We start from the raw sequence: 14091 nt of genomic DNA, 5'->3' as shown, positions 1-14091 counted from the left end.
CTCAGTCACGCCGAATCAATTCCGGATCGATACGACGCCCTACTAGGGGGAGCGAGCCTAGGGCGGCTACGGCTACGACGCACAAGGTACCGCCGAGCAGAAAGGGGAGCCCGGCACCGTCCCAGAAGACCGTGCCACCACCGGTGACCAGATAGCTGGACTCGGCCGTTTTGCCTGTGACGATGGCAAGGAGCAGGCCTACAGCCAAGGGCAACACGACTTGAGCCACCTGCACCGCCCGCAGGGTGCGAGGGCGGGCACCGAGGAGGGTGAGCGCGGTGACCTGGGGGCGGCGTTCCACCGCGCGGTCGGTGGCGGCGACAACATAGGCGGCGACGCCGATGACGGCACCCAGGACCATGCCGAGGCCGAGGAGAGTCTTGACGACCGCGATTTGCTGGAGAGCCGTGATGTTCAGGCCCTGCGGGATCACGTCGATCGTCGGAGCGACATGACCAATGCCGTCAAGGACCCTGCGCACGGTGTCCGAGTCGGAGTTGCTGATCAACGTGAACGTGGCGCTCTCAGGACGCGCGCTCAAGGGCAGTTCGGAAGGCGGAACGAGAATGGACTGACTCCCCAGGACCAAGGAGCCCTCAAACTCGCGGTACCGAACCATTCGCTTCGGCACTGTGATGGACGCGTTACGGTGCCCACCGCCCAACTGGAGACGGAGTTTCTCTCCAGCCTGCGCCGGACCGTCCTGAGACCCGTTACTGCTCCAGAGCCGGAGCGGCTGCCCATCGACGCACCCTCCGACCCGCGACGTCACTGCCCGAAGCTGGGTACACGTGGCCACGACCACTTCGGGGGACCAGACCGTCTCGGACGCGCCGACGAGCGACGACTCCATGGTTACGACCCGGGCGCGGACGTCCGGCATTCGTTCGAGGGACTGCCGCTGGGCCGTGGTCAGCTGCGCGTAGGGGATGTCGTAGGCCTGAATTGGGGAAGTGTTCTTGGTGACCTGGTCCAGCTCGATCAGGATGCCTTGGGCCAAAGAAGCCGCGAATACCAGCACAACCAAGCCGGACGCCACCCGGAGCGCCCCACCCGGCTCGGCCTCGTTGCGCCGCATGGCGAGCCCGAGGGCGACTGAACTGGTGGACCGGGCGACACGCCGGGCGACATACCGGCAGGTGGAGGTCAGCGTCGTCACGAGGCCGACGCCGATGAGGACGACAGCCGACGGGATGAGTACCGAGGGCAGCCCCGTGTCATGGGGCGCGTGTCCGGTCGCGCCAGCGAGACAGTACCCGGCAGCGATGCCCAATCCCGCTACCAGAGGGAGAAATCCCCATGCGGAAGCCTGCTTCTCCACGGCGGTCCTACGCACGGCCAGCGGATTGGCCGCAGCCTTCCGCGCACTTGCCCGTGCCACCAGCCAGGCGAGCATCGGGCACCCCACCAGACATGCCACGAGCGTCGAACCGCTCAATGCACCGTCACTCGGATACCAGGTGAATCGGGGAAGTCCGACCCGGGACACGAACTGGTTCAGAGCCCAGTACTCGCCTAACCCGATGAGAGCGCCGATTCCAGCCGCCGCTACCGTCTCGGCGGCGTTCACCCTCTGCACCTCCCTGGCACTCATCCCCAGCAGACGAAGAGCAGCCAGCCTGCGAGCCCGCTCGGCGGCGGAGAGGCGAGCACACACGGAGAGGAACACTGCAAGGGGCAGCAGAACGATGCCAGCCATCGTGAAGCGCAGAATGTTGAGCGTGGACTGCTCGACGGTCGTGTTCGGTGCCCATGTCGTCCCGAACCCCATGAAGGGCCAGCCGTCCGATAGATCACCACGACTCATGCCCACGTAGGCGATCAGCTCCTCGGGACGTGCGAGCCCCTGCGCCCCGATGAGCCCCACCTCCCGGCCGGGCAGGCGATGCATCAGCCCTGGCTCGGCACGCAACAGTTCGTGCAGCCGTGGGGATACGAAGACTTCACCGCGAGCGGGAACGACTTTCAAGCCCGGTGGGGCCTCAACTGCCTTGGTACCTCGGGCCAGGAAAATGCGGGTGAGGGGCCTTGAACCATAGGGATCGGTCCGTTCCAGCCACAGCGGGAAATTGCCTTTTTCGTCAGCTGAAACACCATGTACGGCGACTGGCTGCCGGGCCGCAACGCGCCCATCCTGCGCAGCGAGGATGCCGGGGATCGTGAGCACGATCGCGAGGCAGCACACTCCGATCGAACCGCCCAATGCCATGAGCGCAAAGCGGATGCGGTTTCCGCGTCCGCTGCCCAACAGCAGCCGTAGCCCCAAGACAAGTTCCTTCACCGGACCGACCGTCCCTGCAAAGTGAGGACGCCATCGACCATGGTGTACCTGGTGTCCGCTCGGGCCGCGACTTCGGCGTCATGAGTGACGAGCACAACGGCCGTCCGCTGGGAGCGGGCCAGCGCAAGGAACTCGTCCAGTACCGCTTGCGCGTTGACGCTGTCGAGCGAACCGGTCGGTTCGTCGGCGAAGACAACCGTCGGCTGGTGCACGAGCGCGCGTGCCACGGCGATCCGCTGGCTCTGCCCGCCCGACACCTGTGAAGGGCGCCGATCCCGCAGATCTTCGAGGCCCAGCCGGCTGAGCACGTCCCTGGCGGCAGCGAACGCCGCCGCCTTACGTTGGCCGGCCAGCCGAAGCGGTAGTGCCGCGTTCTCCTCTACGGTCAGTTCCGGCAGTAGCTCGCCGTACTGGAATACGAAGCCGAACCGGTCGCGGCGCAGTGAACTCAGCTCATCGTCGCTGAGCTTATCCAACACGCGTCCCTCGAAACGGACTTCACCGTGAGTGGCGGGCAAGACACCGGCAAGGCAGTAAAGAAGGGAGGACTTTCCCGACCCGCTGGGGCCGGTGACGGCTGCGATCTCGCCGCGTCGGAGCGCAATGTTCGCCCCTTTCACTGCCTGCGACGAGCCGTAGGAGAGATGGACTGCCTGAGCAACAAGGACTTCGGACATCGTGAACCCACTCAGCCGTTGTGACCCTTGAAGTGCAGCTCATGGGAGCAGTTGTCCGGCCTGAGCGTTCCCCTGTCGAGGCAGACGCGAAGGTAGGCATCGTTCGTGTACAGCTGAGCACCGTCCCAGTTGGAGTGATGCAGATAGACCCTCTTACGCTGCTTGCCGTAGTAGCGGGTCCAGTCATGGCCTTCGACTCGGACCTGTACGTATCCGTTGTGGTCGTCGCCGGGGTCAATGTCGTTCAGGTATGCGGTCCACTCGAAGGAACCGTGATTCCGTTCAGCCGGATTGAACCGGTAGTGACCTGCTTCGAGAGTGACGCTCCCCTTCACCTCCAGCATAGGCAGCCGCTGCCACGACGAGGCAAACGCCGTCCCCGCACCCGCGATAAAGACACCGGCCGCCACCAGACCCACCACTGCCCTGTTCATACGCACCTCTCCCATGCCCCGACGACCCCACTGGCAGCCGGAGTTACAGAAAGTAGCGTCACGCTCACATGCCGAATCCTTCCCTCCCCGACCCTCCATCCCATCAGGTGATCAGGAACCGGACACCGGCCGAAACACACACTGCGGGCCGAGGTGGCGGTGTGCGTGCTTGTCGTGGGCGTGCAGCCAGCACTGCGGGCTCTGACCCGGGGGCGTCTGCTGCGCGGTCGTGGTCACCACCAGCCCGAAGGCCCCTTCGCGGCGTTGGTCTTGGCGGCCTCGGTCACGATCCGCTGCCGCTCGATCCGCAGGGCCGTGATTCCCGAGGTCGGACGGGCCTCAGCGCTCATCCAGGCGGTATCCAGCTTCCGGGCCGCGCGGTGGGCGCCGTTACCCCGGTGCAGGCTGTACGCGTCGGACCCGATGACTCCTAGCGCGAGGCGGCGCACGCGGCCGCAACTCACGGTTCCGGACCGCCTCCAGCTTGCGGGCGGTCTGCTGCACCGCCCTGTCCAGGCGGCGGGCGTCGGGCTTGCCCATGGTCAGGCACCTTCAAGGGACAGTGCGTCGGGAGGGGGCGCGGCGGCTGGGGCCTGCGGGGACGGCTAAGGTCGCCGCATGGGTGGGGAGACCAAGCCAAACGCTCGAAGAACCAAGGGCCGCACGTGCCTGAAGTGCGATAGCCCGCTGCCCGACAGCACGCGGCGCATACCGCGTCTGTTCTGCTCGCTACGGCATGCGGCGACGGGCGTATTGATGACCGTCATCGTCGTCTTCCTGCTGGTCGTACGCCTGTCCCACTTGTGGGTGCTGTTCGACTGACCCGACCAGGGCGCCCCCTCAGACGACCCGCTTCCCAGCAGCCCTCAGGCGGACCTCGGAGGCGGAGCGGCCGGCCGAAACCGGGATGCCATCTCCCGGTAGGCCAAGGCCAAGTCCTCACTGCGTCGGATGGCCTGCACCAGCACGTCGCCCGAGAGGGCCGGCCCTTCCAGGACGGGCGTCGTGACCGGTTCCACGGGGCCGCCGGGCCCCCTCGGTGGCCGCTTCGGCCCGCAGCCGGGCGCGGGCCACGGCCGCGTTCGCGGCTCTGGATGCCACTCGATCCTGACTCTCGGGGTCTCCGACGGTGACCCGTCCATGCTCGCCGGCGACCTCACCCGATGGGAGGAGATTGCTTTCCGGCATGGCCCTTCTGTGGCATGGCCAGGCTGGGGCGCACTGATGAATGATCCTGATGCCGATACGGAGCGCTCCGCCCGCCGTCGCGAGCGCCAGGCGGAGCCTCCATCCACCCGCGACGGCCCCGCCCCTTACGGGTGGGGCCGTTGCCAGGTCAGGAGCCCAGTAGATCCCACAGCACTCGAAGTGCCTGGATCACCAGCGGCCCCCACTCACATACAGCTTTCGCTGCCTTCCTGGCGGTTTCGCGGGGGTCCTTCAGGTCGCACCCATCAGGGTCAGCCATCAGGACCTCCTCTCGGGGCCCAGCCTTCGTGGGCTCCCGGGAAGACCGCGTGCCGTGCGCCGAAGTGACTCCGAGTCTCTAGAAAGTGAGCACAGCGCGACACACCTGTGGAGCCCAATTTCCAATGGCTCGAAAGGACTGTGTCTAAGCGGTCTGTCACCCGCAGAGGTGAGGCTTGGTCAATACGGTCCCAAATATGCGATCCAATTGCATCGATGTGCACGCAAAGCCGGACCAGCGCAGCGCTTGAACTGGGATCCGCATCGGGTGCCGGTAGTCGGTAGTCGCCCAGCAACTCGGGCCGTCGCAGTGGGGAGACCAGAGCCGGGCCGTCTTCGGGCCGTTCGAGGGTGGCCAACGGTAACCGCTGACGACTAACGACCACCGCGAGGGCGCGGCAGCAGGCAGACACGGACGCCCGGCTCCGGCCACCCGTCCCCCGCCGGATTCATGCTCGCAGTTGCCGCCCTCTTGCTCACCACATGCTCCGGCTCCAGCCCAGCCGACGACTCGGCCGAGTCGAAGACGCTCCCCAGCAAGACGTCGGCCGCGCCCACCGGCCTCGCCGCCAGGCAGGCCGCCGCCGTGCTCGCCGAAGCCACCGGCGTCACCACCCTGGGCGACCCTACCGACAACACCACCTCTCGGTCCGGTAAGGCCGCCGGTGAAGAGGCGAGCCCGAGCGACTGCCTACAGCTCATCACCACCGACACGGTGTCGATCTACGAGTACCCGTCACCCGGAATCGCCGCCCACCGAGTGGAGTACATGGCCACCGAGCACTGGCGACAGGTCGGCCGGTTCGCCCTCGCCTGGAGTGCCCGAGACCAGAAGCTCATCGACGACAGCCACCGCACCGACCTGGTGAAGGCCATCCAGAGGGTGGACGCCGTCCACGACCTGGACGTGGCGACCGCCAGGAAGTCGGGAAGTTAGCTGCGTGCGCCGGGCGGCCAGTTGCGACCGTCGCGAGTCGAGCAGATGTTCCGCCCCCTAGGCATCGACATGGCCAGCCGCGCCCGGGGGCACAACGAGGGCACAGGGGCCTCACGTGGGTTCAGCGGCAGCCAACGCCGGCAAACACCGCCGTTTCACCTGGTCAGCGACGTAGCTTGGCAGTCTCCGCAGATGATGCGCGGAGAGGCGACACCCCCGCACAGGGTGTCGCCTCTCCTCTTCGTGCGCCGGAACCGCCGCCGATCGGTGAGGGTCGGGGACCAGCGGCGGCTCCGGGGTTCAGTGGCCCGCGAGGGCCTAGCGGTGGTCGCTGCCCACCGAGTTCGTCGCCGCGCGCCCCGCTTCGAGGCGGGCGACCGGGATGCGGAACGGGGAGCAGGAGACGTAGTCCAGGCCGACCTCGTGGAAGAAGTGGACGGACTCGGGGTCACCGCCGTGCTCGCCGCAGACGCCGAGCTTCAGGTCGGGGCGGGTACGCCGGCCCGCCTCGGCCGCCGCCTTCACCAGGGAGCCGACGCCGTCCTTGTCGATGGTCTCGAAGGGGGAGACACCGAAGATTCCCTTTTCCAGGTACGCCGTGAAGAAGGAGGCTTCGACGTCGTCGCGGGAGAAGCCCCAGACCGTCTGGGTCAGGTCGTTCGTGCCGAAGCTGAAGAACTCCGCCGCCTCGGCGATCTGGCCGGCCGTCAGGGCCGCCCGCGGGAGTTCGATCATCGTGCCGATGGCGAGCTTGAGCTGCGTGCCCGTCGCCGCCTCGACCTCCGCGATGACCTTGTCGGCCTCCTCGCGGACGATCTCCAGCTCCTGGACCGTGCCGACGAGCGGGATCATGATCTCCGCGCGCGGGTCGCCCTTCGCCGACTTGCGGGACGCGGCCGCCTCGGCGATCGCGCGGACCTGCATGGTGAACAGGCCGGGGATGACGAGGCCCAGGCGCACGCCGCGCAGACCCAGCATCGGGTTCTGCTCGTGCAGGCGGTGCACGGCCTGGAGCAGGCGCAGCTCGTTCTCGTGCGGTTCCTGGCGGGACTCGGCCAGGGCCACCCGGACCGAGAGTTCCGTGATGTCAGGGAGGAACTCGTGCAGCGGCGGGTCGAGGAGGCGGATGGTGACGGGCAGGCCGTCCATCGCCTCGAAGAGCTCTACGAAGTCCTTCTTCTGGAGGGGCAGCAGCGCCTTCAGGGACTCCTCGCGCTCACTCTCCGTGTCCGCCAGGATCAGCCGCTCGACCAGCTCGCGGCGGTCGCCCAGGAACATGTGCTCCGTGCGGCACAGGCCGATGCCCTGGGCGCCGAAGCGGCGGGCGCGCAGCGCGTCTTCCGCGTTGTCCGCGTTGGCGCGCACCCGCAGGCGGCGCTTGCGGTCGGCGAAGGCCATCATGCGGTGGACCGCCTCGACCAGCTCGTCCGCGTCGTCGGCGCCGGGGTGCATGCGGCCCTCGAAGTACTCCACGACGGGAGAGGGGACGACCGGGACCTCGCCGAGGTAGACCTTGCCGCTCGAACCGTCGATGGAGATCAGGTCGCCTTCCTCGACGACATGGCCGCCCGGGACGGTCATACGGCGGCGTTTGGTGTCGACCTCCAGCTCCTCCGCGCCGCAGACGCAGGTCTTGCCCATGCCGCGGGCGACGACGGCCGCGTGGGAGGTCTTGCCGCCGCGCGAGGTCAGGATGCCCTCGGCCGCGATCATGCCGTCCAGGTCGTCGGGGTTCGTCTCGCGGCGGACCAGGATGACCTTCTCACCCGAGCGGGACCACTTGACGGCCGTGTAGGAGTCGAAGACCGCCCTGCCCACCGCGGCGCCGGGAGATGCGGCGATGCCGCGTGCGACCTTGTCGACCTTCGCGTGCTCGTCGAAGCGCGGGAACATCAGCTGGGCCAGCTGGGCGCCGGTGACGCGCTGGAGCGCCTCCGTCTCGTCGATCAGGCCCTGGTCCACCAGCTGGGTCGCGATACGGAAGGCGGCGCCCGCCGTGCGCTTGCCGACGCGGGTCTGGAGCATCCAGAGCTGGCCGCGCTCGATGGTGAACTCGATGTCGCAGAGATCCTTGTAGTGGTTCTCCAGGGTCTCCATGATCTGCATGAGCTGGTCGTACGACTTCTTGTCGATCTGCTCCAGCTCCGCCAGCGGGACGGTGTTGCGGATGCCCGCGACCACGTCCTCGCCCTGGGCGTTCTGCAGGTAGTCGCCGTAGACGCCCTGGTGGCCCGAGGCGGGGTCACGGGTGAAGGCGACGCCCGTGCCGGAGTCGGGGCCCAGGTTGCCGAAGACCATCGAGCAGACGTTGACGGCCGTACCGAGGTCGTGCGGGATGCGCTCCTGGCGGCGGTACAGCTTGGCGCGGTCGCCGTTCCACGAGTCGAAGACCGCCTTGATGGCGAGGTCCATCTGCTCGCGCGGGTCCTGGGGGAAGTCCCGGCCGGCTTCGGTCTTGACGATCTTCTTGAACTTGGTGACCAGCTTCTTCAGGTCGGCCGCTTCGAGGTCCGTGTCGACGGTGACCTTCTTGGCCGCCTTGGCCGCGTCGAGGGCCTCCTCGAACAGCTCGCCGTCGACGCCGAGGACGGTCTTGCCGAACATCTGGATGAGGCGGCGGTAGGAGTCCCAGGCGAAGCGGTCGTCGCCGGCCTGCTTGGCGAGGCCCTGGACCGACTTGTCGGAGAGGCCGATGTTCAGGACCGTGTCCATCATGCCGGGCATGGAGAACTTGGCACCCGAGCGGACGGAGACCAGCAGAGGGTTGTCGGGCTGGCCGAGCTTCTTGCCCATGCGGGACTCAAGGGCGTCGAGGTGCGCACTCACCTCGTCACGCAGTGCCGCGGGCTCCGCACCGCTCTCCAGGTAGACCTTGCAGGCCTCGGTGGTGATGGTGAAGCCGGGAGGGACCGGCAGACCGAGGTTGGTCATCTCGGCGAGGTTGGCGCCCTTGCCGCCGAGGAGGTCCTTGAGGTCCTTGTTGCCCTCGGTGAAGTCGTAAACGAACTTCACTACGTGGGGTTCTTTGTTTTCCGACACGGGTCTCGACTCCTTGAGGCCACGGTGGCTGCCCTGACGGCGAGGAACATACCCAGATCGAAGGCGCATGGGTACGTCCACTTGCGTGTCATGCGCCCGTAACCGTTCGTCCGCCAGCGGATCGAAAGTCAAAGCTTGGCAAGCCCAGACGGGCGCATGTTTTCACTTCTTGAACGCACACACCTCCAAACGGCATGGATTCCGCTCAGATGAGCGGCCCTCAGCACGCCTGATTTCGATCGATGAACGATCAAGGGGTGGCACCCAGTGCCACCCCTTGGAGAAGTGCAGTCGCCCATGATCCGCTCATCTGAGCGCAACCCTTATCAAGGGTGGCGAGAATCACGCTGCCACAGCGAGCCGGATTTCACCATGCGGACGCCGGAACGGGACGAGAACACCGACGTCACACGCCCAGCGCCAGCAGGCGCTCCTCGACCCGCTCCGGCGCGTAGAGGTGTTCCACGACCAGCGCCCCCGCTCCGATGAGCGCGGCCCGCTCCCCCAGCCGGGAGGTGACGACATGCAGGTGGGCCGTGGAGCGCGGCAGCGCCCGCTGGTAGAGCAGCTCACGCACACCGGTGAGGAAGGGGGTCCCGGCGAGATCGCCCGCGATCATCAGCACGCCCGGGTTGAGCAGGGTCACCACGGTCGCCAGTACGTCACCGACCCGGCGCCCGGCCTCCCGGGCCAGCGCCGCCGCCTGAGGGTGCCCGGCGGCGAGCAGGTCCCGTACGTCCGCCCCGGAGGCGGCCGGCACCCCGCTGTCCGCCAGCCGCCGGGCCACGGCGCCCCCGCTCGCGACGGCGGCGAGACAGCCGTACGAACCGCAGCGGCACAGTGCCTCCGCGCCCACCCGGATGTGCCCGATGTCGCCCGCGCCGCCGTCGATCCCCCGGTAGATCACGCCGTCCACGACCACTCCGGCGCCGATGCCGGTGGACACCTTGACCAGCACGAAGGCCGCGCAGTCGGGGTGTCCGGCGCGCTGTTCGCCGTAAGCCATCAGGTTGGCGTCGTTGTCCACGAGGACGGGGACCGGACCGGCGCCGGTGTGCTCGGTGAAGGCGCGGGACAGGCGGCCCGTGATGTCGTAGCCGTCCCAGCCCGGCATCATCGGCGGCTGCACCACCCGGCCGGTCCCGCTGTCCACCGGGCCGGGTACGGCGAGCCCGATGCCGCAGACCTCCGCCGCCGGGCGTCCGGCCTTCTCCAGCAGCCGGTCGAACCAGTGGCCGAGTTCGCCGAGCACGGCCTCCGGGCCGTCCTCGACGACCAGGGTCCCCGCGTGCTCGGCGAGGATCTCGCCGGTCAGGGAGAGGACGGCCGCGCGGGCGTGCCGGGTGTCCAGGTCGGCGGCGAGGACGACGGCGTGGGAGCCGTCGAACTCCAGGGTGATGGCGGGCCGGCCGCCGAGCGGGGAGTCGACCGGACCGCCGGCGCCCTCCCGCAGCCAGCCGGCCCGGAACAGCCGGTCCAGGCGCTGGCCGACGGTCGCACGGGACAGTCCGGACGCCTGCTGCAGCGCACCGCGCGTCACGGCCCGTCCGCTGCGGACCAGTTCGAGCAGCTCTCCGGCACCGGCCTGGCCGCCGGCTCTGACAGCCCTTCCCGGACGTCCGGTCATGCGCACCCCCTTGTGTTTCCCAAGCCTGCATTACATATTGAGTTTTGCGTGTTAAATAGACGTAACTCTACGGTCGTTGCAACAGAACCCGGTCTCCCGGCCGGGCGTCTTCGTCTTCGGGGAGCCCCGAGTGGATCGCAGCACGCAGCTCACCGCCCGTCCCGCGGAGCACGAGAGCGCATACGGCCCTCCGCCGCCCGGCACGTCGCTGTGCGTCGCCGCGGCCCGGGTGCTCGACGCGAACTGGACGGGCCGCTCGACGGTCCCCTCCCGGAGCCTGTATCCGCACCAGTGGTCCTGGGACTCGGCGTTCGTCGCGATCGGGCTCCGGCACCTCTCGCCCCTGCGGGCCCAGACCGAGTTGGAGACGCTGCTGGCCGCCCAGTGGGCCGACGGGCGCGTCCCGCACATCGTGTTCAACCCCTCCGTACCGCTCGACGCCTACTTCCCCAGCCCCGACTTCTGGCGCTCCACCACCGCCGGCCGCACGGCCGGTGCCCCGCGCACCGTACAGACGTCGGGCATCGTGCAGCCACCGGTGCACGCGCTGGCGGCCTGGCTGGTGCACCGCGCCGATCCCGGTCTGTCCCGGGCGCGCGGCTTCCTGGCCCGGGTGTACCCGCGCCTCGCCGCCTGGCACCGCTATCTGCTGCACCGCCGGGACCTGGGCGGCGGCGGGCTGGTGTCGGTCGTCCACCCCTGGGAGCAGGGCATGGACAACAGCCCTTGCTGGGACGCCCCGCTGGCCCGGATCGCGCCGGCCCCGGCCCGCTCCTTCCGGCGCGCCGACCTCGCCCACGGCGCCCCCGAGGACCGGCCGACGGACCTGGACTACGGACGCTATGTGCGACTGGCGGCCGACTACCGGGACGCCGGGTACAGGGACGGGGTGGGTGGGGGGCGTGGCGACGGGGTGGGCGGGGGGCGTGGCGGGGGCGGCGGGGAGTTCGCCGTCGAGGACCCCGCCTTCAACGCCCTGCTCATCGCCTCCGAGCACGCGCTGGCCCGGATCGCCGAGGAGCTGGGCGCGGCCGGCACCGCCCGGCAGGCGCGGGCCGAACGGCTGACGGCGGCGCTGGTGGAGCGGCTGTGGGACCCGGCGGCCGGGATGTTCCTGTGCCGGGACCTGAGGGGCCGGCCGGGGCTGATCCGGGAGCGGGGCGTCTCCGGTCTGGTGCCGCTGCTCCTGCCGGGCCTGCCGCGCGCGATCGCCGCGGAGCTCGTCCGCACCCTGCACGGCCCGCACTTCGGGCTCGGCGACCGCACCCGGCTCGTGCCCAGCTACGACCTCCTCGGCGAGGCCTTCGACCCGCACCGGTACTGGCGCGGCCCGGCCTGGTTCAACACGAGCTGGCTGCTGGAGCGGGGCCTGCGGGTGCACGGCGAGCGGGAGCGGGCCGACGCGCTGCGCGCGGCCGTGCTGCAGCTCGCCGAGGCCACCGGTTTCGCGGAGTACGTCGACCCGCGCACCGGTGAGGCCTGTGGCGCGACCGGCTTCGGCTGGACCGCCGCACTCGCCCTCGACCTGCAGCACGAGCTGCACCAAGAGCTTCTCAAGGGCGCCCGCGAGGGCGTGTCCAAGGCGGCCACCGGCACGTTCGACAGAAATGACGAAGGAGGCGACCGGGGATGACGGACCGGCATCATCTGCTTGTGCACGGGGCGACGTTCGCCGCCGTGGGCGACCGGGGCGACATCAGCGGGGTGCGCGGCAGCGGCTCCCCGGAAGGCTTGTTCGTACGGGACGCCCGGCACCTCAGCCGCTGGCAGCTGACCGTCGACGGTGCGGTGCCCGAGGTGCTCACCCCGGTGGCCGACGCCGACGCGGCCCGCTGTGTGCTGGTCCCGCGCGGCGGCCGGCAGGAGCCTCCGGGGCACACGCTGTTCCGCCACCAGGCCGTGGGGGACAGTTCGTTCGTGGAGTCGCTGCGGGTGACCAGCAACCGCCCGGTGCCGACCACGGTCCGCCTCGCCATCACCGCCGACGTCGACTTCACCGACCAGTTCGAACTCCGCTCGGACCACCGCACCTACGCCAAGGCCGGCGCCGTACGCTCGCGCGAGGTCCTGGACGACGGCATCGAGTTCACCTACCGGCGCGCCGAATGGCGGTCCTGTACGACCATCACGGCCGACCCCGCGCCCGACGCCGTGGAGGAGACCGGTACCGGCGCCCGCCGTCTGGTGTGGACCCTGGACCTGGCTCCGCACGGCACGACCGAGTTGGTGCTGCGTGTGATCGCCCGCCCGCACGGCGAGAAACGCGCCCTGCGGGTGCCCCGCGACCCGGCGTCCGTGCACGAGCAACTCCTCGATCTGGAAGGGGAGTTCGTGCTGGGGGTGGCCTTTCCGACCGGCTGGCCGGAACTGGCGGAGGCCTGCGCGCGGGGCCTCGCCGACCTGGCCGCGCTGCAGGTGCCGGCCACCGGCCCGGACGGTGAGGAGCTGCGCGTCCCGGCCGGCGGCGCCCCCTGGTTCCTCACGCTCCTGGGCCGGGACGCCCTGCTCACCTCCCTGTTCACGCTGCCGTACCGCCCGGAACTGGCCGCCGCCACGCTCCCCGCGCTCGCCGCGACCCAGGCGTCCGGTGCCGGCCCCTCCCCGGTCGCCCAGCCCGGCAAGATCGTGCACGAGGTACGGCACGGGGAACTGGCGCACTTCGGGCAGGTGCCGTTCCGGCGGTACTACGGCTCGGTCGACGCGACCCCGCTGTTCCTGGTCCTGCTCGGCGCGTACGTCGAACAGACCGGGGACACCGGACCGGCCCGCCGCCTGGAGCCGCACGCCCGGGCCGCCATCGGCTGGATGCTCGACCATGGCGGCCTGACCTCGCGCGGCTACCTCGTCTACCGCGCCGACGAGGGCGGCCTCGCCAACCAGAACTGGAAGGACTCCCCCGGCGCGATCTGCTGCGCCGACGGCACCCGGCCCACCGGCGCGGTGATGGCGGCGGGCGCACAGGGCTACGCGTACGACGCGCTGCGCCGCACGGCGTGGCTGGCGCGCACGGTGTGGGGCGACGAGACGTACGCGGCCCTGCTGGAGCAGGCGGCGGCCGATCTGCGGGACCGGTTCCAGCGGGACTTCTGGATGGAGGAGCGCTCCTTTCCGGCGCTCGCGCTGGACGGGGAGGGCCGCCAGATCGACGCGCTGGCCTCCGACGCCGGGCATCTGCTGTGGTCCGGGCTGCTGGACAAGGAGTACGGCGAGGTGGTGGGCCGGCGGCTGCTGGAGCCGGACTTCTTCTCCGGCTGGGGGGTGCGGACGCTGGCCGCGGGGCAGGGGGCGTACCACCCTCTCTCGTATCACCGCGGTTCCGTGTGGCCGCACGACAACGCGCTGATCACGTTGGGTCTGGCGCGGTACGGGCTGCACGACGAGGCCGGTGTGGTGGCGCGTGCGCTGGTGGACGCGGCGGTGGTGGCGGGGTACCGGTTGCCGGAGGTGCTGGCGGGGTACGGGCGGGACACGCATCCGGAGCCGGTGCCGTACCCGCACGCCTGTGTACGGGAGTCCCGGTCCGCCGCGGCGCCGCTCGCGCTGCTGACCGCGGTGGGGGGTGCGTAGCGCCGTCGTGAGGCGCGGGTGCGTCGTGGCTGGTCGCGCGGCTCCCCGCGCCGCTCGGGTCG

Annotated in this window: 9 protein-coding genes and 1 pseudogene; 4 read left to right on the top strand and 6 right to left on the bottom strand. The window is 69.8% G+C overall.

Annotated elements, in window-relative coordinates; translation table 11 throughout:
- Position 1: 1 nt before the first annotated feature.
- The 3 genes from IE244_RS02850 to IE244_RS41715 are packed head-to-tail and all read right to left on the bottom strand — an operon-like array spanning position 2 to position 3392.
- Positions 2 to 2281 (bottom strand): FtsX-like permease family protein, encoded by a 2280-nt coding sequence (locus IE244_RS02850; RefSeq protein WP_191870992.1) that lies wholly within the window; start codon positions 2279 to 2281, stop codon positions 2 to 4.
- Positions 2278 to 2958, bottom strand: a complete 681-nt coding sequence (locus IE244_RS02845; RefSeq protein WP_191870991.1) for an ABC transporter ATP-binding protein — start codon at positions 2956 to 2958, stop codon at positions 2278 to 2280. The genes IE244_RS02850 and IE244_RS02845 overlap by 4 nt, the downstream gene beginning before the upstream one ends.
- An 11-nt stretch (positions 2959 to 2969) precedes the next feature.
- Positions 2970 to 3392 (bottom strand): hypothetical protein, encoded by a 423-nt coding sequence (locus IE244_RS41715; RefSeq protein WP_229853924.1) that lies wholly within the window; start codon positions 3390 to 3392, stop codon positions 2970 to 2972.
- 618 nt (positions 3393 to 4010) lie between these two features.
- On the opposite strand from IE244_RS41715, the gene IE244_RS02830 reads away from it, so the two are divergent.
- Positions 4011 to 4214: a hypothetical protein gene (locus tag IE244_RS02830; RefSeq protein ID WP_191870990.1), complete on the top strand. Its 204-nt coding sequence runs from the start codon at positions 4011 to 4013 to the stop codon at positions 4212 to 4214.
- Between the two features lie 18 nt (positions 4215 to 4232).
- Here the strand turns inward: IE244_RS02830 and IE244_RS41710 are convergent.
- A pseudogene (locus tag IE244_RS41710) lies at positions 4233 to 4472 on the bottom strand (hypothetical protein); the annotation flags it as partial.
- Positions 4473 to 5310: 838 nt separating this feature from the next.
- Between IE244_RS41710 and IE244_RS02825 the strand changes: the two are divergent.
- The gene (locus tag IE244_RS02825) at positions 5311 to 5796 is read left to right on the top strand and encodes a hypothetical protein (RefSeq protein WP_191870989.1); all 486 of its coding nucleotides are present in this window, start codon (positions 5311 to 5313) and stop codon (positions 5794 to 5796) included.
- Between the two features lie 318 nt (positions 5797 to 6114).
- Here the strand turns inward: IE244_RS02825 and ppdK are convergent, their stop codons facing one another.
- A complete protein-coding gene (gene ppdK, locus IE244_RS02820) occupies positions 6115 to 8835 on the bottom strand; it encodes a pyruvate, phosphate dikinase (RefSeq protein WP_031158957.1) in 2721 nt (906 codons plus the stop codon).
- Between the two features lie 406 nt (positions 8836 to 9241).
- Positions 9242 to 10462: an ROK family protein gene (locus IE244_RS02815; RefSeq protein ID WP_191870988.1), complete on the bottom strand. Its 1221-nt coding sequence runs from the start codon at positions 10460 to 10462 to the stop codon at positions 9242 to 9244.
- A gap of 130 nt (positions 10463 to 10592) precedes the next feature.
- Between IE244_RS02815 and IE244_RS02810 the strand changes: the two genes are divergently transcribed.
- Positions 10593 to 12095, top strand: a complete 1503-nt coding sequence (locus IE244_RS02810; RefSeq protein WP_191870987.1) for an MGH1-like glycoside hydrolase domain-containing protein — start codon at positions 10593 to 10595, stop codon at positions 12093 to 12095.
- The gene (locus IE244_RS02805; protein ID WP_191870986.1) at positions 12092 to 14029 is read left to right on the top strand and encodes an amylo-alpha-1,6-glucosidase; all 1938 of its coding nucleotides are present in this window, start codon (positions 12092 to 12094) and stop codon (positions 14027 to 14029) included. The genes IE244_RS02810 and IE244_RS02805 overlap by 4 nt, the downstream gene beginning before the upstream one ends.
- Positions 14030 to 14091 lie beyond the last annotated feature (62 nt).

The organism is Streptomyces filipinensis (assembly GCF_014649495.1).
GTDB lineage: Bacteria > Actinomycetota > Actinomycetes > Streptomycetales > Streptomycetaceae > Streptomyces > Streptomyces filipinensis.
This window is presented reverse-complemented; position numbering and strand designations above follow the sequence as displayed.